Genomic DNA, 26769 nt, shown 5'->3' on the forward strand with positions numbered 1-26769 from the left:
TGCAAAACACATGCCTAAAACAGGCTTATATATGCTCTACCGTTTTCTTCAGCAGGGCTGCCGATTGTTTCCAGCTGTACCGTGCTAAAACATAGTCACGGCCACTTTCGTTCAATCGTTTATCCTGCTTATCTAACAGTAATAAAAGACTTGTTAAAGTTTGTTTATCCTTAAAGTAAAAGGCATGTTCACCAGCCACCTCCCTGAATATAGGGATATCAGAAGCAATTACCTGGCAACCTGCAGAAAGCCCTTCTGCTACAGGCAATCCAAAGCCTTCGTATAAGGAAGGCACTATCACCGCCTTTGCATGCTGATACAGCGAAGCCAGCTCCTCATTGGTAACCGCGCCCGCAAAATGAATCATGGGGTTGGCTTTAAACTGCTCCAGTTGCTGCAGCAGTTCGGGGTTAAAGGACTTATAAGCCGCGCCTGCTATTACCAGCTGTGTTTGTGTTAACTGCGCCGCGCTGTAAGCCTGCAATAACAATAGCAGGTTTTTGCGGGGATCTACCGAGCCTACAAACAAAAAGTAAGGAGCCTGCACCATAGGTGCCGCAACAGACTGCACCATTGGAAAGCCTGCGTTGGGTATCACACTTATCTGTTCATCCCGCAGCTTATAATAATCCATCAGTTCTGCTTTGGAAAACTCACTTACCGTAATAATATGTTTGCTGCTGCGTATAATCAACGGCATCATACTTTTATAATAGTAGTAAAATGCCTTTGAAAAAAACTGCGGATAACGTATAAACGCTATATCATGTATACAGGTAATCTTATTCTTATACATCACCGGCGCTACGTTGCAAAGGTTCAGCAGCAGCTGTTGCTGCTTAGCTGCAAAGCGTGGTAGCTGCCATTGCTCCCACAACAACCCGGCTTTACTGCCTGTAGTAATAATATTACATGGCATGTTATATAAACTATTCAACTGACCTTCTGCAGGTGCCACCAATGTTACATCGGGGTTAATAGCTGCATAATGCCTTATCAGTTCTGATGCGTACCGTTGTACGCCGCTCATCTTCTGTGTTAAAAATTTACCGTTAACCAGTACAGGGCTCATTTCAGTTTCTTTTTAATCGTCTCTTGCACGGTGGCCATAAATTGTGCAGCAACTGTTTCTTCGCTGTACTTATACATAAAGCGGCTGCATTGTGCAGCTTTATGCGTTATACTATGCGGGTTTTGCAACACCTCTTCCAATACGCTGGTCAGGCTGCCGCTGCGCATATAAAACTGCCACATACACTCCGGCTCGTACAAATCTGTAAGCCCGCCTCTGGCTGCTATACATACGGGTTTATTATAAGCAAGTGCTTCTATAGCCACACGCCCAAAAGGTTCTTCCCAGGCAGAAGGTACTACTACCATGTCTACATCACGGTAAAACACTTCCGGGTCGGTCTTGCCCATAAACACCACCTTCCCTTTTAGCGGATACTGTAACGTAAGCATCTGCTGGTATTGTGGTTCGTAAGCACCTGCCAGCACCAGCGTATAATTACCCTGCTTTAGCCGGCTCAGCTCTTCAAACAAAAACGGAATACCCTTTTCCGGCGTAAGCCTGCCTATAAACCCAATACGTATATTGCCAGCCTCCGGTACACGGTTACTATCCTGTACGTTGGGCGAAGTGATAATGTTAGGCACCACGGCAGTAATTTTCTGCTCCCCTACTCCATGCTGCAAATGACGGTTAAGAATATGGCTGCTGATACCAATAAAAGCATCCGGCACCTTACAGGTATGCTTTTTTACCGCAAAGGCAGCACTGCACGATGTACAGAGCTGCCCGCACTGGCATCCATTTTTATACAACGTGGTACGGTGGCACAGAATATAATAATCGCGCATGGTATGCAGCAATACGTGTTGCTTACCGGCCAGCGCCCGCCAGGTAAGCAGCGAAAAACCCTGCATGTTATTGGTGTTCACCACCTGTGGTTGTATACGCCGTATTAACCGGCGCATCAGGAAGTAATAGCCGAAATTGAGGGTATCTACCACATGCCACAGCGCTTTTACCCAAAAACGGGTAGAAGGCCGGATAACCGGATAAAAATTTTTAAAAGGAAGATAGATGGTGATTACACCATTGTGCCTGGTTACGTTTCTTTTATCGCCCTGCGACAGTATATATACTTTATGCCCCAGCTTATACAACGCCTCGCACAATAGCTGCACAGAAACTTCAGCGCCGCCCAGGTGATTAGGGTAGTACAGGGTGTTTACAAACAACAATGTCATAGCTTCTGGTTAGGGTATACAATGGGTGGGTTAAAAAACCATCCGGCCCAGAAACCCTTCATGTAAACCCTCAGCTTGTACCAGCCATTACTGGTAAAAGCACTGGCCAGCGCCACCTTGCTGTAATGGAGTGTATCCATCAGCAGATCTGCCCGGCGTTTGTGTTTACGGCTGATGTATATGTTGTTTCTGATGTTGTAAAAATGAAGCGCTATACGGTTTTTATCCACCTCTGTAACCAGGCTGGGAAAGGATGGGTTGGCACGAAGATGTACCACCTTGCTACGCCCCACCATATAACCCGGTGCCTGTTTGGAAAGGCGGTTGGTAAAATCAATATCATCACCCCAGATAAAAAAGTCGCGTATAGGCAATCCGGCTTTCTGCACATGCCGGGCGTTAATAAGTACCGATACAAACGTGCTGCTGCTTACCCGTATCATGCCATGCTCGGCATACTCGCCCCATTGCGGGTACTGATAGCGGGAAACGGATGTATCTATGTTGGGGGAGTTAATAACCACTCCATCCTGACTATTCACCTTACTGCACAGAAAAGAAAAATCGGGCACCAGCTCTGCCGCCAGCATCAGTTGCTCCAGCGCATCGTCTGCCGCTATCACATCATCATCCATCACCCATATATAATCAAAACCCTTTTCTACCGCGTATTTAATTCCGGAGTAAAAGCCACCGGCGCCACCTGTATTGGCCTGGTGTATTACTTCCATTTCCTCCTGACTATCCAGCCATGCTCTGGTACCATCTGTACTGCCATTATTAATTACAAATAACTTATCCCATGCAAAGTGTTGTCTTTTCAGCGCTTCTATACAGCGTTTCAGCAACACTTCCCTGTTATAGGTTACCACTACTATTGCTATTTTGCGGATTGACATAGGCGCCAGTTTTATTAATTCATCTTTTTCGCAGCTTGCCTGCGGCTGCCATAAGCCAGCTTACACGCCAGTAACGGCTGTCCACCAGCCTTATTCCCTGCCTGTATATAATCAGGGCCATTCCGGCCGTAATCAGTAATTCCGTTAACACCCATGCAAGCGCCGTACCATAATAAGACAGGGCGGGCGTTAACAGCAGATTCAATGCTATACAAACCCCGGAACCCACAATGGTCATGCGTAAAAATTTATTATCCTGCTTCATATTCAGCAACACCTGGGTACCCAGCAGGTTACTGATGCTTACAATAAGCGGTGTAAAAGCCATAATGCGCAGCACATTTACCGATGCTTTAAAATCAGCCCCAAACAATACCTTAATTACCAATGGGGCAGTAATAAACACCCCGGCAGTAGCACAGAAAGCAATGGCGCACACCAGCGGAAACAGTTTACGAACCTCTTCCAGCCCTTCTTCCCGGGCTACTGAAAATGCTTTACCTACGTGCGGAAAAAGGGTTTGGCTCAGTGGCAGCAGCATCATGGTTTGCACTACACCCACCAGACGCGAGGCTGCCGTAAATACCCCCACTTCATCTTCACTCTTCAGTAAGCCCAGCAACACTATATTACTGGTAGTGTACAGGTTAATCATAAGGGTAGATACAAACACAGCCCTGTCTTCATACAACAATTGCATTACCTTTTTCAGGGGTACAAAAACAAGTTTTATTTGAAAACGGCGGCAGGCATATATAAACAACCATACACCGGCAACCACCTGCGAAAGGGTGGTAAACAGGGCGTATAACCAGTAGTCCTGCGGCAGATGAATCAGCAACAGCATTACCACGTTAAACACCAGTTTGGTAACCACATTCCAGATAGCGGCTTTCTGCAGTTGCTCCATACCCTGGAACAACCAGTTGGGCATAAATACATTGGCCAGCACGGTAAGAAAGGTTAAAATGCTTACCAGCGGCGCCTGCCGCAATTTATCCATGGCTATAAACAGCAGGGCAAATACTATTACCGATGCCACAAACAACCACAACCGGGCAAAAAACACGCGGGAGAATATATCATTCACTACCGCTTTATCATCCTTGTTTCGGGCTACCAGCCGGGTGGCGGTATAGTCAAATCCGTAATTAATCAGTAACACAAAGTAGGTTACCACCGCCGTTAGAAAATTTAATAACCCAAAATTAGCACGGCCTATTACGCGTACAATAACTGGTAAAACCAGAAAAGGGATAAGGAAGTTGGCTACCTGTATAACAGACAGGGCGCCGAAGTTTTTTGTTAACTTACCAGCTGTTGACATATTCTAAAAATGTAAATGCAAAAATAACGCCACCTTGGCCCCCAAAATCAGCCCTCTGTAAAGCCTACGATGAAATTCATATGCCTTAAACGGTCAATAAGCAAAGCGCCTCGGTAACCGCAACCTAACATGGCCCGGTTTTGGCACTGCAATTTCATTTACTTTTGGGTTTGAACGCCTGACCTTTTTTAATATCTGATATGCCTGATTTTGATTACCTGGTAATTGGTGCCGGATTGTACGGTGCCGTTTTTGCGCACGAAGCTACCAAACATAACAAGAAATGCCTGGTTATTGACCGCCGCGCACATGCCGGTGGCAATGTATGGTGCGATAACAAAGCGGGTATTAATGTGCATGCGTATGGCGCGCATATTTTTCATACCAATGATAAACATTTGTGGGAGTATGTAAACTCTTTTGTGGAGTTTAACAGATACACCAATTCGCCGCTGGCCAATTACAAAGGCGAACTGTATAATCTGCCTTTCAACATGAACACTTTTTACCAGTTATGGAAAGTGAAAACACCGGCAGAAGCACAGGAAAAAATACAGCAGCAGATTGCCGATCTTAACATTACCCACCCGCAGAACCTGGAAGAGCAGGCGATATCGCTGGTAGGTAAAGATGTGTATGAAAAGCTGATTAAAGGCTATACTGAAAAGCAATGGGGCCGCGATGCGCGTGAGCTGCCTGCTTTTATTATTAAACGCCTGCCTGTACGTTTTACTTACGATAACAATTATTTTAACGATAAATACCAGGGCATTCCTATAGGTGGTTACAATAAGTTAACCGAAGGACTGCTGAAAGGTATTGAGGTAAGGCTGAATACCGACTTTTTTAAAGAACGCGAAGCACTGAGCAAACTGGCAAAGAACATTGTATTTACCGGCCAGCTGGATGAGTTTTTCGGCTTCCGCTTTGGGCATCTGGAATACCGCAGCCTGCGGTTTGAGCACGAAACACACGATATACCCAACTACCAGGGCAATGCGGTGGTGAACTACACAGAAAGGAATGTGCCGTATACCCGTATTATTGAGCACAAACACTTTGAGTTTGGTCAGCAACCGCAAACAGTTATTACCCGCGAATACTCTACTGAGTGGAAGCCGGGCGATGAACCTTACTATCCGGTGAACGATGATAAGAACATGCAACTGCTGAAACAATACCAGCAACTGGCAGAAGCGGAAGAAAATGTGATCTTTGGCGGGCGGCTGGCAGAATACCGGTATTACGATATGCACCAGGTAATAGCCTCTGCACTGGCAAAAACTAAAAAATTGTTTACTGAATAAGCCCTCATGAGTCCATTAACGGTTCATAAAGATTCTGTTGTATACATTCCCTGTCCGGCCTCCCATGCTACGGGTGGCACCGAGTTGCTGCACCAGTTTGTGCATCAGCTAACACAACTGGGCATAACAGCCAAACTGTTTTATTACCGCATTAAAAAAGGCGTTGATCCTATACATCCGCGTTTTCATAAGTATGTGCAGGACTATGCCACTACTATAGAAGACAACGAAAAAAACATACTGCTGGTGCCTGAAACGCGTACAGAATACCTGTACCGGTATCAGCATATCAGAAAAGGTATCTGGTGGCTGAGCGTAGATTTCTTTTACGATACGGCTGATGTGGACCGGTGGAGTACCCTGATGAAAATGACGGGCATTACGCGCCGGTATAACATTAAAAAGCCGGAGAAGCTGAAAATAGATCTGCACCTGGTACAAAGCCGTTACGCCGCTATTCACCTGGAAAAGCATGGTATTCATAACTATGAATATCTGTCTGACTATCTGAATGCTTCCTTCTTCAGCGCACCGGAAACACCGTTGAGCGAAAAGCAGAACCGGGTACTGTACAATCCTAAAAAAGGCTGGGAGTTTACACAGCAGTTAATACAACAGGCACCGGAACTGAACTGGTTTCCACTGATTAACATGACGCCCGATGAGGTAGCGAAAGCATGCCATACCTCCAAAGTGTATATTGACTTTGGCAATCACCCGGGCAAAGACCGCTTTCCGCGGGAAGCCGCTATATCAGGCTGTTGCGTTATTACCGGCAAGCGTGGTGCTGCTGCCAACGACACGGATATTCCGGTACCGGAGCAGTACAAGTTTGCAGATACGCCTGCCAGCATTCCCGCTATTATCCGGCAGATTAAACTATGCCAGGATACCTATGAAACAGCGCGGCACGATTTTGATACTTACAGAGAAGGCATCAAAACGCAGGAACAGGAGTTTAATCATCAGTTACAGAAAATATTCTTACGGTAATGCATCCCGCAGACAGTTATATTGTCCTTTTAAACTACAACTCATGGCAGGATACCATAGAATGTATTGAATCGTTGTTAAAACAGAAATACGAGGGCATTTACCATATTGTTGTGGTAGATAACGCCTCTACCAATGATTCGCGTGAGCAGTTGTTGAACTGGGCCTGTACCGTTACGCCGCTACGTGGTATTGACTACAGCCACCTGCTTTACCAGGAGGGGCAGTTTATACATGTAAACGTTAAATCGCACGCCACCATCAGCTTTGTCTGGAGCCAGTTTAACGGCGGTTTTGCGTATGGCAATAACATTGGTATCCGCTACAGTAACCTCAATTCCTCTGACCATTTTATCTGGTTACTGAACAACGATACCATTGCTATGGAAGATACCCTGCAACAACTGGTATCTTTTTATATAGCACAGAACAAGATTAAAAAAACAGGACTGGTAGGTTGTTTACAACGGTATTACCACGATCCTGAACTGGTGCAAACCATGTACGGCAAGTTTAACACCTGGCTGGGGCTACCGCGCGAGCATGGTGCCGGGCAGCCGGTTGCTGCCGTTAATGAAATTATAGATCAGCAGATAGATTACCTGTCTGGCGCCTGCCTGCTTACCCATACCGAGGTACTGAAAGAGGTAGGCCTGCTGTGCGAAGATTATTTTCTGTTTTACGAGGAGCTGGACTTTGCACGCCGCCTGCAAAAGGCGGGCTTTTCACTGGCCTATTGCCCCACTACCAGCATCTTGCATAAGCACGGTGCCAGCATTAACGGCCTTACCAAAGGCGGTGCTACCCCGTTTGCAGATTTTCACCATTTCAGAAGCGAGTTTATTTTCGTAAGAAAACACTACCGCTCTTACCTGCCCATGTACCTGTTTGTATGTGGCCTGCAGCTTACCAACCGCGTTATCAAAGGACGTTTTAAAAACATCCCTTATATGATAAAAGGTGTGGAAGCAGGCCTGAGCCACAAACATGGCCAGCATCAGCATCCTGAATAACAGCACAACTGTTTAACGATATCATAAACGACCCGGTATAGGTAAAACACCCTGCCGGGTCGTTTTTATATAAAGTCAGCTTGTTTCCAATATGTCAAAGAACTCATCAGCCGCTTTTCCTCCGGCAGAAGCCTGGTTGAAGACGCCTCTCCCACCCCTGCTTCCGTTATCCGGTATCCGGCGACTGACTGTACAATGATACTATCGGGGAAAGGCCGTTTGCGGGAGAAAGTATGCAAACGACAGTTTCAGGTATGCAAACGACAGTTTTAAGTAGGCAAACGACATCAGACGCATCTCAAAGCCTTACTCAGATTACATTACACGTCTGCTACAGCCACCAGCAAGGCTTTCAGCGCACGTTTTTCAGCAACGCTTTTACCCAGGTAGCCAGTGCTTTATTGCGACAACAACAATGGAACCCCAAAGGGTACCGTTCTCTCTACTAAACGGCAGTCAAACTGTCACTGCAGGCTGATTTTTTTCTAAATACGCTGAGCGAATGGGAAGCGAACCTGTGGCGAACCCACACCGAAGGAAAGGCGAAGGAGAAAACCAGCGACAACCTGGCAGCAATGTTCTACATAGGTACAAAAAAAGGGGCCGGTAAACCGGCCCCCTTCGCTTAAAAAGCAGGAAACTTATTTAAAATCTGCCTCAGTAACTCCTTCGTTTAGTTTGGCTTCCGTTACCGTAAAGTTCATAGCCTGTTGCTGTCCACCGGCTTCCATGGTGTACGCAATTTTGTAGGGGATTACTACCTTACCTACTTTTCTGTAGTCGCTAAACTCCGAGGACTGGTTTACAGAAGTACCATTTATATTTAAAGCACCTTCTGTTTTAACAAGCAATTTGGTAGCCACATCGTAATACTCCGTTTGTGTTTTACCGGCAGGGTTAACTACCTCCACGCGGTAAGCATCTTTACCATTTACCTTTTCAACACCTTTTACCTGCATTTTAAAGGCCTGGTTGCTCAGATAATCTACCTGCTCAAATAAACAGGTTTGTGTTTTTTTGGCAGCAGCTTCTTCTTCAGGCATAGGTTGTTTCTGACCACCTCTTTCTGAATAACCATTAGTACCATCAAACACCTCCTTATTTACTACATTGCCCATCATAGAAAACACCATACTGCTTTTATTGGGTGCCATAGCTTTCTGTTCAACCAATATGTTCATACCCTGCATGCTCAGGTCCATTTTCAGGTAAAGCGACTGTACTTTTTTCAGTTCTTCTGTACCGCCAATGGTTTTCAGGTAGTCGCCTATTATCACCTCTGGTTTAACAGTTACTGTCTGGGCAGCGGCAGCAGCGGTTACCGGCTGGGCATATCTGTCAAACTGGTTTACTGTGTAACCCAGCTTTTTCAGGCCTGGCTCTACGGTAGCAGCCTTACCCACTATAATAATGCGGCTGGTGGGGGCACCAAAGTACTTTACGGCTACACGCTGAATATCATCAACAGTAACTGCATTCAGCTTTTGCAGATACGTTCTGTAAAAGTCTTTAGGCAGATTGTTAAGAATAATGTTGGTAGCGTAGGTAGCAATGCGCGCGGTATTTTCCATACCCAGTGCAAAGCTGCCGTTGTATAAAGCTTTTGCTCTGTTTAAATCTTCCAGGTCTACTTTGGTAGTGCGTATACGCTGAATTTCGTTCAGAAACTCTACTACAGCGCTGTCTGTTTTCTCGTTACGTACAGAAGCAGAAGCAGCAAAAGTGGTCTGATAACGGCCGGCAGCAATGCTGGAATAAGCGCCATAGGTAAACCCATGCTTTTCGCGCAGGTTTTTAAACAGGTAGGCATCGCTACCACCACCTAATATCTGGTTAGCCAGTAACAACGGAAAATAATCCGGGCTGCTTAAAGGCAGTTGTACCAGGTTGGCCACGCGTATTTCAGACTGTACGGCGTTAGGCACATCTACCAGGTCTATTTCTGTTTTAGCAGGGTTTTTAACCGGCGCTAATACAGGCAGGGTAAGTGTTGCGCCTTTCCATTTGCCAAAGGCTTTTTCAGCCAGTGCTTTGGCAGCTTCCGGCTTAATATCACCTACAAAAATCAGAAACCCGCGTGATGGGGTAATGTATTTAGCATAAGCCGCCTTTACATCATCCAGTGTTAAAGCATTTACAGAAGCTTCTGTTTCAAACTCACCGCTGGGGTGGTTTACGCCATAGATTAACGCAGGGGTAACACGGCCGGCAATATCCTTTACACTTCTTTCAGAACTCTTAAGTCCGGTAATGGCCTGCGATTTCAGCTTTTCAAATGATTCAGCCGGGAAAGATGGTGATTGCAACCCCTCAGCCATTAACAGAAAAGCCTGCTCAAAATAACGGGTTAAGGCAGAAGCGCCGCCACCGCTGGCACCAAGACTTATTTCTGCACCAATTTTATCGCCTGCTTCGTCAAATTCTTCTTTGGTTTTGTTTTTGGTACCCTCGTTCAGCATACCGCCCATCAGGCTTAGTACACCCGCTTTTGCACCTTCGGTAATAGGGCCGGCATCAATAGAATAAGAGGCAGATACTTTAGGCAGTTTATGGTTTTCCACTACCAGTACGGTAATGCCATTGGCCAGCTTATACGTAACGGGGTCTGCAATAGTTATTACAGGGGCGGGGCCTGCCTTGGGGCGTTTGCTCCGGTCAAGCTTAGTTTGCGCTTCTGCATTTACCAGCAATAAGGCGCCTGCTATGACAAAATATATTTTTTTCATTTTCTTTTTATTTGGTGCGTCACAAAATCAGAATTACTTGGCAGGCAGGTAGTACAATACCACACGCTGGTTTTTCACCAGATACTTTTTCGCAGCTTCTCTGATTTCTTCGCGGGTAATGGAACGGATTTCATCCAGCTCCTGGTTAATCTGATTTGTGTTTTTGTTGTGGAAAGTATAACCGTTGGCCAGATTCTCTGCCACGCCCAGCATTTTGCTGTTGGCATCAACATAACCGTTTTCAAACTGGTTCTGTATTTTCTGGTAATCTGCTTCGCTGATGAGGTTGGTTTGTAACGCCACCACCTCAGCATCAATATCTGCCAGCAGCGTATCCAGAGAAGCGTTGTTGTTAGGCAGTGCCAGGGTAATATACGCGCCATAGTCTTCTAACCCATAGTTAAACGCCGATACCTGCAGGGCATTCTTTTTATTATCTACCATTTTTTTATACAGGCGCGAGCTGGAGCCGCCGGATAATACAGCAGACATCATTTCCAGCACTTTAGAATCGCGGCTCTTCATACCGGGAATACGGTAAGCAGCAAACACCGCAGGAATCTGAATATTACTGTCGTACACCGTGTCTACAATCTCGTGTGCCAGTGGCTGCTCGGTAATATTGGGCTGTATTACTTCGGGGCCTTTGGGAATTTCTTCAAAATAGGTTTTAACCAGTGCTTTGGTTTTTTCAATATCAATATCACCGGCAATGCTTAATACGGCATTATTAGGCGCATAAAACTTTTTAAAGAAAGCCTTAAACTCGGCCAGGGTAGCTGCATCCAGGTGCGCCATGCTGCCGATAGGCTGCCAGCGGTAAGGATGAGCGGCAAACAGGCGCTGAAAAATTTCATCAGCAAACTTGCCATAAGGCTGGTTATCCAGGCGTTGTCTTTTTTCTTCTTTTACCACCTCGTTCTGTGTTCTTACACCTTCCTCGTTAATAACGGGGTGCAGCATACGCTCGCTTTCCAGCCACAGGCCCAGCTCCAGCTGGTTGCTGGGGAACAGCTCGTGGTAAAAAGTACGGTCCTGCGTGGTATTGGCATTGGCCTGACCACCATTGCTGGAGATAATTTTGTCAAACTCGCCGCGCTTGATATTGTCCGTGCCCTCAAACAACAGATGCTCAAAAAAGTGTGCAAAGCCGGTACGGGCTGTGTCTTCATTTTTAGAGCCTACATGATACATTACTGATACAGCCACTACGGGGGCGGATTTATCCTGGTGGAGGATGACGTGCAGGCCATTAGCCAGGTCATACTCTGTAAACTGCACTTTTTGTGCAACAGCAACAGTACCGGTAGTTACCATAACCATTGCAGCGCCCAAAAACTTACTTCGCATACGCATACGTTTTTTATAATTATCAGGTGATTAAGAAATAAAGTGCAATAATAAAATCTTTATTAGCTTAGCCGGAAATAAATTACATGAACGCGCAGTTTACCGATGCCATACAGCAGGGATATCGTTTTAAAGGCGAGCAGGCCACGCTGGGATGTGCTATTTTAAACGGAGAAGCAGTTGCGGATGCCCCTGTACACCTGCCCCTGAAAACCATGAACAGGCACGGCCTTATTGCCGGCGCCACCGGTACCGGCAAAACCAAAACACTACAGCTGATAAGCGAAATACTGAGCGATGCCAGCGTGCCTGTTTTACTGATGGATATTAAAGGCGACCTGAGCGGTATTGCTGCACAGGGTACCATGAACGATAAAATTAAAGAACGGTACGGGAAAATGGGCCTTACCTGGCAGCCCGCTGCCTACCCGGTAGAGCTGTTAACACTGAGCGATGAAAAGGGTGCCAGATTAAGAGCTACGGTTACCGAATTCGGCCCCATTCTGTTAAGCAAAATACTGGGCCTTAACGATACGCAGAGCGGACTGGTTGCGCTGATTTTTAAATACTGCGACGACCATCAGTTACCGCTGCTGGACCTGAAAGACTTTATTAAAACCCTGCAATACATAGGCAACGAGGGTAAGGCTGAGATAGAAAAAGAATACGGTAAAATATCTACCACCAGTACCGGCACCATATTACGTAAGGTAATAGAGTTGCAACAACAGGGCGCGGAAATCTTCTTTGGTGAACCATCGTTTGACGTAAATGATCTTATCCGCATCAGCGATGATGGCCGTGGCATCATCAGCATTTTACGGGTAACCGATATGCAAAACCGCCCCAAACTGTTCTCTACCTTTATGCTGCAGCTACTGGCTGAGTTATATGCTACCTGCCCCGAAGAAGGGGATATGGACAAGCCTAAGCTGGTAATGTTTATTGATGAAGCCCACCTGCTGTTTCAGGAAGCCACACCTGCCCTGCTGCAACAGATGGAAACGGTAATTAAACTGATACGCTCCAAAGGCATAGGCATTTTCTTCTGCACACAAAACCCGCAGGATGTACCGGCTTCTATACTGGGGCAGCTGGGTTTAAAAATACAACACGCTTTACGCGCTTTTACTGCGGCAGACCGCAAAACCATTAAACAGGCGGCGGAAAACTTTCCGGAAACCAGCTTTTACCAAACGGATGAACTGCTTACCCAGATGGGTATAGGGGAAGCGCTGGTAACCTTGCTGAACGAGAAAGGGATACCTACCCCATTGGTGCATACCATGCTGTGCAGCCCTAAAAGCCGTATGGATGTGCCGAGCGAAATGGAGATTGATACTATTGTAAGCAAAAGCAAACTGGCCGGCAAATACAACCGCACTATTAATAGTGAGAGTGCGTATGAAATATTAACGGCTAAACTGGAGCGCGCTGCCCGCCAGCAACAGGAGGAAGAGGAGCAGGAAGAAGCAGAAAAACCATCTTCCCGCAAAACAAAGAAGGAAGAAAGTTTCTTCGACAATCCTATTGTAAAACAGGCAGGCCGTACCGCAGCAGCTATTATTACCCGCAGCCTGCTGGGTGCTTTGGGTTTAACCAGCACCCGCAAGTCTTCTAAAAGATAATCAATGCTTTTTCAGTGATCCGTTGGCTGTCATGTGCAGTTTTTCTTCTGCCAGCAGAAAACGGATCACTTCCTGAATATGCGCTGCTTCCAGGTGTGGCAGCATGGCGGGTATAGCAGCGGCCGTATAATTACCCCGCTCTACTACGGCATACACCGCCTGGGTTATTACCCCCACATCTCCGGCAGTTACTTTACCCGTTTTTTTGCGGGCAATACAGGTATCGCAAACACCACAATCGCTGGTTTGTTCCTGTCCAAAATAGGTGGCTATATACTTACTGCGGCAGGTTTTATCCAGATGCAGGTAGCGTAACATAGCGCGTACCCGCTCTTCATACAACTCCTTCCGGCGTGCATAGGTCTTTATATCAATATGCAGAAACTCAGCTGGGGCCCGATTTAGCAGGTAGTGTAACTGCGGGGTTTCTTTCTGTGCACGGTATTCAATAATCTCCAGCTGATGCAGTTGCTGTAACTGCGCCTTCACCTGCTCCGGTGTAAGGCGGCATAAACGGGCAATCTGTTTTTCGTAAACGGTAATGGGGTTATCGTAAATGCCCTCGTAATGGCGCAGCAGGCTTTTTACCACCATATCCAGCTGCGGATACAGTTGTTCTATCTGAAAAAGCTGGTCGCGCGTGGCGGTAAACATTACCTGTGGAGGCATAAACACGTTCTCTTTAAAACTAACGTGGCCTTCCTGTTCCAGCATTTTAATAGCGTTCAGCGCCAGGCGGGCATCTATCTGAAAGTTCTTTGTGAAGTCGGTAAAATCAAAGTCGTAGTAATTACCCTCGCCTAAACCTACAGGTATATGCAGGTAATCGGCCAGTGATTGGTATACATGCTTTACATCTTCAACGGCGGGGTAACGTACATCTGCCAGTGATAATAAAGTTTCTGTATCCCGCTCATCAAACAACAGTGCAGCATAAGCTTTTTTCCCATCTCTGCCTGCACGGCCGGCTTCCTGGTAGTAGTTCTCCACACAGTCAGGCACATCGTAGTGTAATACCGTGCGCACATCTGGTTTGTCAATGCCCATACCAAAGGCGTTGGTACATACCATCACGCGTATTTCGCCGTTAATCCATGCCTGTTGTTTGCCGTTACGTTCTTCCTGTGGCAGGCCGGCATGGTAATATTCTGCGGATATGCCCTGCAGCATCAGCAGCCGCGCCACATCCTGTGTGCGTTTGCGGGTGCCACAGTATACAATGCTGCTGCCCGGCACTTTTTCCAGGGCTTCCAGTATTTTGTTGATCTTGCTGTCGGCTTCAAATACGCGGTAAGCCAGCTCCGGCCGCTCGAACGACTGACGAAATTCGGATGGCTTTTTCAGCTCCAGCCGGTCTATAATATCCTGCTGTACCAAAGGCGTAGCCGATGCCGTTAAGGCAATAAAAGGCACCGTGGAAGGCAGTACCTTGCGTAGTTCTGCTATACGCAGGTAAGCAGGCCGGAAGTCGTACCCCCATTGGGAGATACAGTGAGCCTCATCTACCGCTACCAGGGTAATATCCAGCTCATCTACATAGCGGGAAAACAGCAGTGTGGTTAACCGCTCAGGAGAAACATATAAAAACTTAATATCAATGTTACGCGCTACCTCATCCAGCGCACGGCGCACCTCTACGGTGTTCATACCGCTGTGTATGGCTATGGCGCCAATGCCTCTTTTTTCCAGCCCTTCTACCTGATCTTTCATCAGGGCAATAAGCGGTGTTACCACCAGGCATACCCCGTGCCGCATCATGGCAGGCACCTGAAAACAGATGCTTTTACCGCCGCCGGTAGGCAGCAGGGCAAACACATCTTTATTTTCCAGTAAGGCCTTTATTACCCATTCCTGGGCACCACGGAAAGCGGGATAGCCCCAATATTTTTGCAGTACCTCTGTGGCGGTTACCATTTACACTTTTTTCCAGTTGAGCCGGACAGAATTAATAGCCAGCACCACGTCACTCAATCCCATTACCAGCGCACCAAAAGTAGGACTGAGATAACCGAAGGCTGCTACCGGCAACGCAATGATATTGTAAATAAACGCCCAGAACAAATTCTGTTGTATGGTTACATAGGTATGCCGCCCCAGCCCCAGAGCCATAGGCAGGTGTTTTAAACCGTGGTTCATCAGCACCACCTGTGCACTCTGCATGGCAATCTGTGAGGCATCACTCAGTGATATACCTACGGTAGCCTTAGCCAGTGCAGGCGCATCGTTAATACCATCGCCCACCATAGCCACAGGCGCTACTGCATTATAATCAGCAATGCGCTGTAATTTCTGCTCTGGTGTTTGCTCTGCCACTACTTCTTCAATGCCCAGTGTGGTGGCTACCTGCGCACACTTTTCCTTTGTATCGCCGCTTAACAAAATGGTTTTAATACCCGACTGTTGCAACTGTGCTACCACGGCTTTGGCTTCGGGGCGTATTTCATCGGCCACATCAATCCAGCCGAGTAAAACGCCGTTGCGGGTAATGTATACATTGTGCGTAGTATCGCTGGTAAGCGCTGCTACAGCTTTATGCGATACGGCTTCATAACGGTTGCCTTCTTTATCCGTGCCCTGCATACCCAGGCCCTTTACTTCTTCTATCTTTCCCCAGCGCAGTTCGTTTTTCACTTTCCATTCGCGGGTAATACAGCGGGCTATGGGGTGGCTGGAATGTTTTTCCAGTGAGTAGGCTATCTGTTTCAGTTCCTCTTCCTCCACTGCCAACGCTGCAAACCGGCGTAGCGCAAACTGGCCGGTGGTAAGGGTACCGGTTTTATCAAAAACCACCTGCTTTATATTCCGGAACACCTCCAGGCTGCGGGCGTTTTTAAACAGAATACCATTGCGTGCGGCACGGCCCAGGCCTACGGCAATAGCTGCCGGGGTAGCAAGGCCCATGGCACAGGGGCAGGCTATTACCAGTACAGCAATGCTGCGCAACAGGCTTTCGGTAAAAGTATGGTTGCCTATAAACAGGTTACCTAACAGGGTAAGCAGGGCAATACTGGTTACTACCGGCACAAACACGGCGCTTATTTTATCGGCCAGTTGCTGTACGGGCGGCTTCTCCGCCTGTGCTTCCTGCACCATGCGCAGTATATGGCTCATTACGGTATCCTCCCCTACGGCGGTGATGTATACCTTTACGCTGCCGCTATCCACTATACTGCCGCCAATCAGCTTATCGTTCATTTTCTTTTCTACCGGCGCGCTTTCTCCGGTTACAATGGCCTCGTTTACGCTGGCGGTGCCGGAGAGTATTTTACAATCCATAGGCACATACTCACCGCTGTTAATCAGCACCAGATCACCCACTTTCAGGTACTGGCTTTCTACGGGAAACACATGCTCCTGATACTGATCGTCGTAGGCAATCATGTTGGCCATGATCTTCTGCGTAACAGTCAGCTTGCGTATGTTTTCCTGCGTGGTTTCTACTGATTTATCTTCCAGCCAGTTGCCCAGGAACACCAGGGTTATAATAGTAGCCGTGGTTTCGTAAAAAAGGTAATTGGCCGGGTTGGCGGTAAAGGTGCCGGTTAAGCTGTATACAAAGGCAGCAGTAGCGCCCAGCGCCACCAGCACGTTCATGTTAGGAATGCCTTTTAACAGGCTGCGGATGGCGCTGCGGCCAAAAAAGTCCATACCCACTATATACACCGGCAGCGTAAGCGCCAGCTGTACCCAGTGGTTCATTAACCAGTGTATATGCACACCGGGTATCATATGCACCATCAGCGGCAGCGTAAACACCAGGCAAAACAGAAAACGGCGCCAGTGGTTGTGCAGCCATTTCTTCTTTTTGGCAACGCCCGCTGCCTGCGCAGCGCCGTTGGCCACATGGTAGCCCAGCCCTTCTATGCCTTTTTCCAGCTCCAGTTTATGGGCGTCATTATCTTTCGGCAGCTCAAAACTCACATCTCCTCCTATAAAATTCACCTTTACATTGCTCAGTCCCTCCCCTTCCAGATACTTGTGTACGGTAAGGGCGCAATTGGTGCAACTCATTCCTTCTACCTTCCAGTTCACTTTTTCCATACTTACGGGTTTTAACCCTACAAAGGTACCCCCTGCTAAAAAACGCTGGTTTGCGATACCTGAAATATCTTTTTTACCAGGTTGCAAATGCCCGGCAGGGGTTAATTTTGCGGCATGGAAATGAATTTTCAGCTGAATGAGGTACCCGGAATAGCCGCCCGCATATGGCAGGAGCACCGCGCTGCCACGGTGTGGGCTTTCCATGGCGACCTGGGCGCAGGTAAAACCACTTTTATACACGCCCTGTGCGCACACCTACAGGTGCACGACACCGTAAGCAGCCCCACTTTTGCCATTATTAACGAATACCGCAGCGATGTGTGCGGGGCTATTTACCATATGGACTGGTACCGCCTGAAGGATGAAGAGGATGCCATACAGGCCGGGGTGGAAGATTGCCTGCTGAGCGGGCAGCTGTGCCTGGTGGAGTGGCCGGAAAAAGCAGCGGGCATACTGCCGGATAATGCCCTGCATATTTACCTGAGCGCAAATGGCCCGGACAGCCGTACCTTAGTGCTATAACCCCATTTTATAAAAAAAGAGTAGTTTTATACTTTATAAGCTATAGTCATGTCAGCAGGAAAGCCTATCGTGAGTCCTTCTTTTAAATACGAAACCCTGGAAGAGAAACTGGATATTAAGCGCAAAGGCGCTCCTCTTACCATAGGTATTCCCCGCGAAAACGCTTTTCATGAAAAACGTATTGCCCTTATACCGGAAGCCGTAGGCGTACTGGTAAACAACGGCCATGTGGTAGTAATGGAGCACAAAGCGGGTGAAGGCAGCAAGTACAGCGATAATGACTATGCAGAAGTAGGCGCCACCATTGTTTACGAAAAACAGGAGGTTTTTAAAGCCCCTATTCTGGTAAAAAGCGCTCCGCTTTCGGAAGAAGACATCCCCTACCTGCAACTGAACCAAACGGTTATTTCTCCCATACACCTTTCTATACTAAAGAAGTCGCTGATAGAAAAGCTGATGGAAAAGCGTATTACCGCCCTCAGTTTTGAGCATCTGAAAGATGACAGCGGTACTTTTCCTATTGTACGCAGCATGAGTGAGATTGCCGGTAGCGCCGCTATGCTGATAGCCGGCCAGTATCTGGGCAGCCCTAACGATGGCAAGGGTATTCTGCTGGGGGGCATCAGCGGTATTCCGCCTGCCAAGGTGATTATTATTGGTGCAGGTGTGGTAGGAGAGTTTGCTACCCGTACCGCGCTGGCACTGGGTGCATCTGTTAAAGTATTCGACAATAACGTATACCGCTTAAAGCGTTTACAGAATAACCTGGGCATACGTGTATGGACCAGTGTTATTGAACCCAAGATACTGGCCAAGCAGCTGAAAACCTGTGAGGTGGCTGTAGGCGCCCTTAGTAACGATAACGGCCGCTGCCCGGTAGTGGTAACGGAAGAAATGGTAATGGCTATGCGCCCCGGTGCGGTAATTATTGATGTGAGTATTGACCGCGGAGGCTGCTTTGAAACTTCTGAAATTACTACGCATGATAAGCCTACCATTATTAAGCACGATGTAATACATTATTGCGTACCTAATATACCCAGTGGTTTTGCCCGTACCGCCAGCCAGGCCATCAGCAACGTGTTAATGCACCTGCTGCTGAATGCCAGTGATGAAGGTGGATTTGATGAAATGGTATGGCACAACTTTAACATGCGCCACGGTATTTATCTGTACAAAGGCGCGCTTACCAACTTCTACATCAGCCAGCGGTTCGATTTAAAGTATACCGATCTGAACCTGCTGATTGCCAGCCGCAGATAATAAAAAAAATCGCCGGAAGCTTTGGTAAACCTCCGGCGATGCTATGTATTTTCTATAATGTAGTATTAATCCAGCTGCAGCTTCAGCCTTTCTCTCAGTTCCTTTATCCACGGGTAAGTACCGCAAAGCTTTTCATAACGCTGGCGGGCATTCAGCGATACCTGTACCGGCGGTGCTTCTTCCTCACTCAAATCTTCCAGCACTACGCGGAAAGAGATGCCCCGGTTGTGAAACGCTGTTTGTATGGCATCTAACAGAATGGTTCTTTCCTGCTCAATAAAGGTTTGCTGAATCAACGCATTTACTTTTACTATAAACGTTGCGTCTGATTCTATCTCTATATTACATATTTTAAAGGTATTGGAAGCGGAGTGCTTTTGCTGCCCGGCTAATTTGGCAGCATAAACAAGCCATATCTCCATCAGCTTTTCCATGGTTAATGGAATAGGCTCTTTCACCTCTTCAATCTGATACTGATCGCCATATTTATCCCGCAGCCCCTCCAGTAAAGACTTCTTGCTTTTAGGCTGGGGCAGTGCGCTGCGGTTCATAGGCACTACCGGTGCCATAGATTGTGGTGTGGCTACGGCTATACCACCTTCGCGCACATCATTGCGAATATCGCGGCTGCCGGGCGGACTTTGCGGCATTTCACGGGTAACAGCCCCCTGTTGGGTAGCTCCCCTGTTATCTATGTACAACCTTCCGCCATCGCCCACGGCTGGCGGCGTGGGTGCAGCCGCACCTTTTTGCTGTAAAGAAGGAATGGCTTTTATTCTTAACGCAAGCGGGCCATCAATGCGCTTTTTTTTTACCACAGCGCCATTTTCAATACTCAGCTCCAGCGCCTGCTGTAAAAAGTTCAGCTTAATCAGACACAGCTCCACATGCAGGCGTTTGTTACGCGCCATTTTAAAGTTGATCTCTGCCTCGTTCAGTATGTTTAACGCACTTACCAGGTAGGCGCCATTGGCTTTAGCGGCAGTAGCGGTATACTTACTCTGCATGCCTTCCACCACGTCCAGCAGTGCAGCTGCGCGTGGGTCTTTACATACCAGCAGGTTACGGATAAACTCTGCAAAACCATTCAGCACCAGATCGCCTTCAAAGCCCTTCCGGTTAATTTCATCATACAGCAACATGGCTCCTGCCAGGTCCTGCTGCATCAGGTAATCCAGTAAGCGGAAAAAGTAATCGTGGTCCAGTATGTTCAGGTGCTCCAGTGTATTCTGGTAGGTAACCACTCCATTGGTAAAGCTTACAATTTTATCCAGTATACTCAGCGCATCACGCATACAGCCTTCGCTCTTTTGCGCAATTACCTGCAGGGCGCCTTTTTCGGCGTTAATCTCTTCTTTGGTAGCTATCGACTGCAGGTGATCTACCGTATCATTACCGGTAATACGTTTGAAGTCGAATATCTGACATCGGGAAAGGATGGTAGGTAATATCTTATGCTTTTCTGTGGTAGCCAGAATAAAGATGGCATAGGAAGGCGGCTCTTCCAGCGTTTTCAGAAACGCGTTAAAGGCACTTGTACTTAACATGTGCACCTCATCCACAATATACACCTTGTATTTACCAGCCTGTGGCGCAAAACGCACCTGCTCAACCAGCGAGCGGATATCATCTACCGAGTTGTTACTGGCAGCATCCAGCTCGTGTATGTTTAAAGAAGTGCCTTCGTTAAACGTGCGGCACGAGGTACATTCATTACAAGCCTCCCCATCGGGCTGCAGATTCTCACAGTTAATGGTTTTGGCTAATATACGCGCACAGGTTGTTTTACCCACACCACGCGGACCACAGAACAGGAAGGCATGCGCCAGCTGGCTGTTCTTAATGGCATTTTTGAGCGTAGTGGTTATATGCGACTGCCCCACCACCGTATCAAACTCCTGAGGCCTGTACTTTCTTGCCGAAACAATAAACTTATCCATATCGGCTGCAAGATACTCTAAAGCCCAGAACAACCCCCGAAAACCAGCGGCCACTACCAGTTTTTTTAACGCAGTTTTTTCGGTATATTAAACTGCTGCCGCCAGCAGCATGGCACCTAAAAAAACAGGAACCGTAATGGTTACGATTCCTGCTGTATGCTTATAGTTGGTAAGGCTATTTATATTCCATAACCGGATGACGCTCAAACGGCTTGTTACGATCGAACAGAAACCGGTAGGTTACCATGCGACGGCTTTGCGTAGCGCTCAGGTGTTTGTAAATGTTAATCATTTTGGGGTTCCAGTCGCCGCTCCACCCCATTTCATAGCGGTCGTACCAGCCCTTATCCTGTATCAGTAAAGCGCCTTCATAAATCATAAACGAATCCACACCCAGTGCCTGGTACTTAGGTACCACCCCAAACGCCACACCGGTAAACGTACGGCAGGTGTTCTTTCTTTTCATCATCAGCAAACGCAGCTTTTGTATCAGCCCCAGCTTGCCATTGAAGTGTTTGAAATACTGGTTCAGATCAGGAATGTTAATCCACATGGCAATCGGCTCTTCTTTGTAGTACGCAAACCAGATAAGCCTTTCGTCCATTACCACTTTCATTTTCTGAAACAGCTTTAACACCTGTGCGGGCGTAATCTCTTTGGCCTCGCCATGCTGTGCCCAGGCAGAATTGTATACGGTGGCAAAATCCTGCGCGTGCTTTTCCAGATTTTTTATGTTGATGTGCGAAGCAGAATAACCTGCCTTGCTTTTAAAACGGGCATGCCTTTCCGGAAAACGGGCGGGCAGGGTATCCGTTACATTCATGGCGTAGTAATACTGGTTGTAGAAGTTCTGAAAGCCATAGCTTTCAAACAAAGCTTCGTAGTAAGGCGGATTGTACGACATGCCATAGATAGGTTCTTTTTCAAACCCCTCTACCATCAGGCCCCACCACTTATCGCGATCGCCAAAGTTAATAGGCCCGTCCATGGCTTCCATACCCTTGCTACGCAACCATTCCGCCGCTTTATCAAACAGCAGATTGGCGGCTGCCTGGTTGTTGACGCAATCAAAAAAACCGACACCGCCTGTTGGAAAGTCGGTGCCGTGGTTTACATATTTTGTATTGGTAAAAGCAGCTATGCGACCCGCAAGCGCTCCGTTATCATCTTTTAATATCCAGCGTTTGGTTTCACCATACTGGTAGTTCTTGTTTTTGTTTACATCAAAAACATCATTCACCTCGTTATCTAAGGGCCGTATATAGCGCGGGTTATTTTTATTCATCAGCACATTTGCCTGAATAAAATCCTTTGCCAGAGAAGGGGTGTTAACTTCAATTACCTGCATGCAACTGTTCCGTTTAGTGCAGCGAAAGTAAAGCTTTCACCCAACAAAAAGCCTCCCTTACTTTTTCACAAACAGCTTCTCCGCCATCTTAGCGTCGTGGCCGTAAATATCCTTGCGGAAGTTCAACTTACCATTATCATCTACCCAGGCGGTTAAATAACAAATGAATACCGATACCGGATTGGCTACGGTTACCCACTTTTCCTTACTACCGTTCATGGCACTGTCTATTTTTTCAGTAGTCCACTCCGGCTGATCGGCCAGCAGGTATTGCGCCATTTTAGCGGGTTCCTGTATGCGGATACAACCATGGCTAAAGCTACGGTTAGTACGGGAAAACAACTCGCGGTTAGGTGTATCGTGCAGGTAAATATTATAGTTATTAGGGAACAGGAATTTTACCAGACCCAGTGAGTTTTTAGGGCCGGGCTTCTGGCGTACTACCGGCAAGCCGCCTTCATGGCCGGTAATTTCCATATTCTGGCGATCCAGGTAATTGCTGTTGCGGTTCATACCCGGCACTATTTCTTTACGTACTATGCTGGAGGGTACATTCCAGTACGGTGCAAATACCACATACTTCAGCTTGCCATTGAATATAACCGTGCTGTTACCTTCTGTCCCTACAATTACGTTCATGTCAAAAGCCTGTTTGCCTTTCTCAAACACATGCAGCTTATACTCCGGAATGTTTACTATAATATAGTCAGAATCTTTACCGCTGGGCAACCACCGCATACGCTCCATGTTAATCATAATCTGCTGTATGCGTTGCTGCAATGGCACGTTCAGTTCTTTAACCACAGTGGGTGATATTTTACCATCTACTGTTAAGCCGGTGCGTTGCTGAAAGCTTCTTACCGCTGCGGTTAAAGCAGAATCGAACAGGTTAGAAACGCTATCCTGCCTGGGCAGGTCTTCTGTTATTACCAGGCGCTGTTTTACCAGGCCGATAATGCTATCGCTGTCACCCGCTTTATATGTTTTTTTGGTAACGGGTATGGAATCCCATTTTACATCTTTCTGTGCATCGTAGTATTTAGGCAAAAAGCTCTGTAACTGGCCGTACTGCGGGTTCAAAGGAGAAAACTCACCCTTCTTGGCCTTGTTACGGATTACAGAATCCAGCACAGCGGTAAGGTCTATTTTTTTACGTGGAATAAACCAGCCCAGCTGGGTTACATCCATATCGGCCCCTTCGTATACACGGGAAGCATATTTAAAAAACTGGCCGGTAAAGTATAACTCCGCCTGTAGAATTTCTGCCTTGTTCTGCATGCGTGAAGAATCAATGGTAAAGTCTGCATACAGCTTTTCCAGTTTCTTACTGTATAAGCTGCTATCCTTTAATTCCTCTACGGTGCTGCTTAACAGGTTAAGAAAGTTGCCAGCCTGCTCGCCCAGCCCGTTGCTGTCAAACCACGCATATTCAAAGTTGCGGTGTTTGTAAAAGTCCTGAAACTGCACTGCATACGGCTTATACAGCGTATCCTTATCCAGAAACTGCTGAATGGCGTTGCTATCCAGAAAAAGGTTGTTGAATGAGGTGGTTTTGTTGATGGTAGTGTCTCTTACTACTTCTTTTTTCTTTTGGGTTTTTCCTTTACAGGCAAACCAGCCTGCTGCCAGCACTATCGCTACAACGGGGTAAACGTATTTCTTCATGGTTACTGTTTTCTAACGGTTACAGTGAAATTATTGATTCACCAGTAAGGCTGCTGCCACAACGCCTGCCGTTTCGGTGCGCAGCCGGGTGCTGCCCAGGGATACGGGTGTATAGCCCTTTTGCAGGGCCTGCTCTATTTCAGAGGGTGTGAAGTCGCCTTCCGGACCAATCAGTATAAGCACATCCTGTGCCACATTCAGTTGGGTAACAGTGCTCTTTTGCATCTCTTCACAATGCGCAATCAGGGTTTGAGCAGCTGTTTGCTGTTGCAACACCTGCTCCAGCTCCGTAGGCTGGTGCAGTACAGGAAGCCATACCTGCCTGCTTTGCAGCATGGCAGATATTAAGATGGTTTGCATACGATCGTAACGGAAATGCTGCCGCTCGGTTCGCTTGCATAATAAAGGTATAATTTCACTGATACCGGTTTCTGTAGCTTTTTCCAGAAACCACTCTGTACGGCTGGCATTTTTGAGTAAAGAAATACCTATTGCCACGGAACGTACCGGCCGCTCCAGAAACTCCGAAGCGGTAATGTGTACCAGGCATTGCTTTTTATCGGCCACACGTATAACGGCCGTATGCAAATGCCCCTTACCATCGGTAAGTTGTATGGTTTCCCCCTCGCGCATACGCAGCACCTGTACCACATGCTTCCGGCTTTCTTCGCTCAGTTCATATTGTGGTACACCTGCGGCAAGGGCCTCTTCAAAAAAATAGGGAAAGGACATGCGTGGTTGTTAAATAATAACAGGAATATTAGAATGGAGCGTCGTTTTCCAGTCCATCATCAAACTCACCGCTGTTCATGCGGCTGCCCTGTATAAAAAACTTACCACCATCGCCACCGGCTGTGCTGTCGGGCGCAGCAGAAGAAAACTGCCCCACCGGTTTCCAGCCGCCACCGCCTCCGGGGCCACCACCGTTACCACCGCCACCGGGAAAGCCACCGCCCATGTTCTCATCCTCATCCCACTCGTGGAATTTCTGAATAGCAAGGTTGGCGCGCAGTTTAATGGTTTCCAGCGAACCGTTACGGTGCTTGGCTATACGAACGTGGGTTTCACCTTTGGTGCTCTCCCCCATTTCGTTATTCATTACTTCGTAGTATTCAGGACGGTAGATGAACATTACCATGTCCGCATCCTGTTCGATGGCACCGGATTCCCGAAGGTCACTCAGCTGCGGCATCTTACTTTCTTTACGCGTTTCCACCGCCCGGCTTAACTGGCTCAGTGCAATAATAGGCACGTGTAATTCTTTCGCCAGCTGCTTCAGCGTACGGGAGATGGTACTGATCTCCTGCTCCCGGCTACCGGCACTACCGCTACCACTCATCAGCTGCAGGTAGTCAATAATAATAAAGCCTACTTTGTTTTTGTTTACCAGCCTTCTGGCTTTGGCGCGGAACTCAAAAATGTTCAGTGCCGCAGTATCATCAATAAATATGGCTGCTTTTTCCAGGCGCTTAATACCCTTGGCATGCAGTTGCTGGTATTCATGATCTTCCAGTTTACCGCGTGAAATCTTTTCCATCATAATTTCACTTTCGGCAGAGAGAATCCTTTGTACCAGCTGGCCTGCGCCCATCTCCAACGAGAAGAAGGCTACCGCCGTAGGCCGCGTAGGGTTCATAGCTGCGTTCCGGGCCAGGTTAAGCGCGAACGCCGTTTTACCTACCGCAGGACGTGCAGCGAGGATAATCAAGTCCGTTGGCTGCCAGCCGTAGGTAACCTTATCCATAGTAGGAAAACCGCTGGGCACACCGGAAATGTCTTCCGTACGGTTACGCATTTCATCAATACGGTTAATGGCTTCTGCCAGCGCCGTACTCATTTCCTTATAATCGGTTTTGAGGAAGTTGTTGGTAATTTTAAAGATCTTGTCTTCTGCGTCGTCCATCAGGTCAAACACATCCGTACTATCCTCATACGCATCCCCGATAATTTCACCGCTGATGCGGATCAGTTCACGCTGTATAAATTTCTGCAGTACTATACGGGCGTGGGTATCAATATTGGCAGTACTCACCACCGAGTTGGTGAGTTTGGTAATAAAATAAGGACCACCTACCATGTCCAGCTCTTCCTTAATCTTCAGTTCCTCTACCACGGTAAGAATATCAATAGGCAGGTTTTTCTGTACCAGGCTCTGAAATGCTTTATAAATACGCTGGTGCGCATCTACATAAAAACATTCCGCTTTCAGAATTTCCGATACCGCATCAAAGGCACTCTTCTCCAGCATAACGGCGCCCAATACCGCTTCTTCCAGTTCTCTGGCCTGTGGCGGCACCTTGCCATAGACCATGGTGTTCAAGTCTACTGTGTTTTTACGCTTCTTCCTGTCTTTATTGAAATTAGTGATCTCCATAATTACGTACTGCTTTCTTTTCCGGGTAAGGAATCTGGTACATTCTCTCTCCGCACGCGTTCAACATTACCGAATTGTTAAGCGAACAGACAAAGGAGGGCGAATATAACCGCAGAA

The 26769-nt window shown here is 47.3% G+C and carries 19 protein-coding genes; 6 read left to right on the forward strand and 13 right to left on the reverse strand.

Features of this window, described 5'->3' with window-relative positions; all coding sequences use genetic code 11:
• Positions 1 to 25: 25 nt before the first annotated feature.
• The 4 genes from IEY13_RS25925 to IEY13_RS25940 are packed head-to-tail and all read right to left on the reverse strand — an operon-like array spanning position 26 to position 4482.
• The gene (locus tag IEY13_RS25925; protein WP_188957894.1) at positions 26 to 1072 is read right to left on the reverse strand and encodes a glycosyltransferase family 4 protein; all 1047 of its coding nucleotides are present in this window, start codon (positions 1070 to 1072) and stop codon (positions 26 to 28) included.
• A complete protein-coding gene (locus IEY13_RS25930; protein WP_188957896.1) occupies positions 1069 to 2256 on the reverse strand; it encodes a glycosyltransferase family 4 protein in 1188 nt (395 codons plus the stop codon). The genes IEY13_RS25925 and IEY13_RS25930 overlap by 4 nt, the downstream gene beginning before the upstream one ends.
• Positions 2253 to 3155 carry a glycosyltransferase gene (locus IEY13_RS25935; protein ID WP_188957898.1) on the reverse strand — a complete coding sequence of 301 codons (903 nt, stop codon included), beginning with the start codon at positions 3153 to 3155 and terminating at the stop codon, positions 2253 to 2255. The genes IEY13_RS25930 and IEY13_RS25935 overlap by 4 nt, the downstream gene beginning before the upstream one ends.
• A gap of 19 nt (positions 3156 to 3174) precedes the next feature.
• Complete coding sequence (locus IEY13_RS25940) at positions 3175 to 4482, reverse strand: flippase (RefSeq protein ID WP_188957900.1); 1308 nt, start codon at positions 4480 to 4482, stop codon at positions 3175 to 3177.
• A 200-nt stretch (positions 4483 to 4682) separates the two neighbouring features.
• On the opposite strand from IEY13_RS25940, the gene glf reads away from it, so the two are divergent.
• Genes glf through IEY13_RS25955 form a run of 3 tightly spaced genes read left to right on the forward strand, consistent with a single transcriptional unit; the run spans position 4683 to position 7795 of the window.
• Positions 4683 to 5789 (forward strand): UDP-galactopyranose mutase, encoded by a 1107-nt coding sequence (gene glf / locus IEY13_RS25945; RefSeq protein ID WP_188957902.1) that lies wholly within the window; start codon positions 4683 to 4685, stop codon positions 5787 to 5789.
• 6 nt (positions 5790 to 5795) lie between these two features.
• Complete coding sequence (locus tag IEY13_RS25950; protein ID WP_188957904.1) at positions 5796 to 6782, forward strand: hypothetical protein; 987 nt, start codon at positions 5796 to 5798, stop codon at positions 6780 to 6782.
• Positions 6782 to 7795 carry a glycosyltransferase family 2 protein gene (locus IEY13_RS25955; RefSeq protein ID WP_188957906.1) on the forward strand — a complete coding sequence of 338 codons (1014 nt, stop codon included), beginning with the start codon at positions 6782 to 6784 and terminating at the stop codon, positions 7793 to 7795. The genes IEY13_RS25950 and IEY13_RS25955 overlap by 1 nt, the downstream gene beginning before the upstream one ends.
• 641 nt (positions 7796 to 8436) lie before the next feature.
• Here the strand turns inward: IEY13_RS25955 and IEY13_RS25960 are convergent.
• On the reverse strand, positions 8437 to 10521 hold the full coding sequence (locus IEY13_RS25960) for a M16 family metallopeptidase (RefSeq protein WP_188957908.1): 2085 nt from the start codon (positions 10519 to 10521) through the stop codon (positions 8437 to 8439).
• 33 nt (positions 10522 to 10554) lie between these two features.
• Complete coding sequence (locus tag IEY13_RS25965; RefSeq protein WP_188957910.1) at positions 10555 to 11871, reverse strand: M16 family metallopeptidase; 1317 nt, start codon at positions 11869 to 11871, stop codon at positions 10555 to 10557.
• A gap of 86 nt (positions 11872 to 11957) precedes the next feature.
• Here IEY13_RS25965 and IEY13_RS25970 point away from each other — a divergent pair, with 86 nt between their 5' ends.
• Positions 11958 to 13499, forward strand: coding sequence for a helicase HerA-like domain-containing protein (locus IEY13_RS25970; protein ID WP_188957912.1), 1542 nt, complete (start codon positions 11958 to 11960; stop codon positions 13497 to 13499).
• On the opposite strand, the gene IEY13_RS25975 is transcribed toward IEY13_RS25970, so the two are convergent.
• On the reverse strand, positions 13500 to 15413 hold the full coding sequence (locus IEY13_RS25975; RefSeq protein ID WP_188957914.1) for a RecQ family ATP-dependent DNA helicase: 1914 nt from the start codon (positions 15411 to 15413) through the stop codon (positions 13500 to 13502).
• Positions 15414 to 17540, reverse strand: coding sequence for a heavy metal translocating P-type ATPase (locus IEY13_RS25980; RefSeq protein ID WP_188957916.1), 2127 nt, complete (start codon positions 17538 to 17540; stop codon positions 15414 to 15416).
• A gap of 114 nt (positions 17541 to 17654) precedes the next feature.
• On the opposite strand from IEY13_RS25980, the gene tsaE reads away from it, so the two are divergent.
• Entirely contained in the window at positions 17655 to 18062 is a 408-nt protein-coding gene (gene tsaE, locus IEY13_RS25985; RefSeq protein WP_188957918.1) for a tRNA (adenosine(37)-N6)-threonylcarbamoyltransferase complex ATPase subunit type 1 TsaE, read from the forward strand.
• 48 nt (positions 18063 to 18110) lie between these two features.
• The gene (locus IEY13_RS25990) at positions 18111 to 19325 is read left to right on the forward strand and encodes an alanine dehydrogenase (protein ID WP_188957920.1); all 1215 of its coding nucleotides are present in this window, start codon (positions 18111 to 18113) and stop codon (positions 19323 to 19325) included.
• Positions 19326 to 19390: 65 nt separating this feature from the next.
• On the opposite strand, the gene IEY13_RS25995 is transcribed toward IEY13_RS25990, so the two are convergent.
• The 5 genes from IEY13_RS25995 to dnaB form a co-directional block, all read right to left on the reverse strand.
• Positions 19391 to 21265 carry a DNA polymerase III subunit gamma/tau gene (locus tag IEY13_RS25995; RefSeq protein WP_188957922.1) on the reverse strand — a complete coding sequence of 625 codons (1875 nt, stop codon included), beginning with the start codon at positions 21263 to 21265 and terminating at the stop codon, positions 19391 to 19393.
• 175 nt (positions 21266 to 21440) lie between these two features.
• Positions 21441 to 22613: a hypothetical protein gene (locus IEY13_RS26000; RefSeq protein ID WP_188957924.1), complete on the reverse strand. Its 1173-nt coding sequence runs from the start codon at positions 22611 to 22613 to the stop codon at positions 21441 to 21443.
• A gap of 57 nt (positions 22614 to 22670) precedes the next feature.
• On the reverse strand, positions 22671 to 24278 hold the full coding sequence (locus tag IEY13_RS26005) for a L,D-transpeptidase family protein (protein ID WP_188957926.1): 1608 nt from the start codon (positions 24276 to 24278) through the stop codon (positions 22671 to 22673).
• A gap of 30 nt (positions 24279 to 24308) precedes the next feature.
• Positions 24309 to 25010, reverse strand: coding sequence for an RsmE family RNA methyltransferase (locus tag IEY13_RS26010; RefSeq protein ID WP_188957928.1), 702 nt, complete (start codon positions 25008 to 25010; stop codon positions 24309 to 24311).
• Positions 25011 to 25038: 28 nt separating this feature from the next.
• Complete coding sequence (gene dnaB, locus IEY13_RS26015; RefSeq protein ID WP_188957929.1) at positions 25039 to 26652, reverse strand: replicative DNA helicase; 1614 nt, start codon at positions 26650 to 26652, stop codon at positions 25039 to 25041.
• Positions 26653 to 26769 lie beyond the last annotated feature (117 nt).

This window comes from Filimonas zeae, assembly GCF_014641615.1.
Lineage (GTDB): Bacteria > Bacteroidota > Bacteroidia > Chitinophagales > Chitinophagaceae > Filimonas > Filimonas zeae.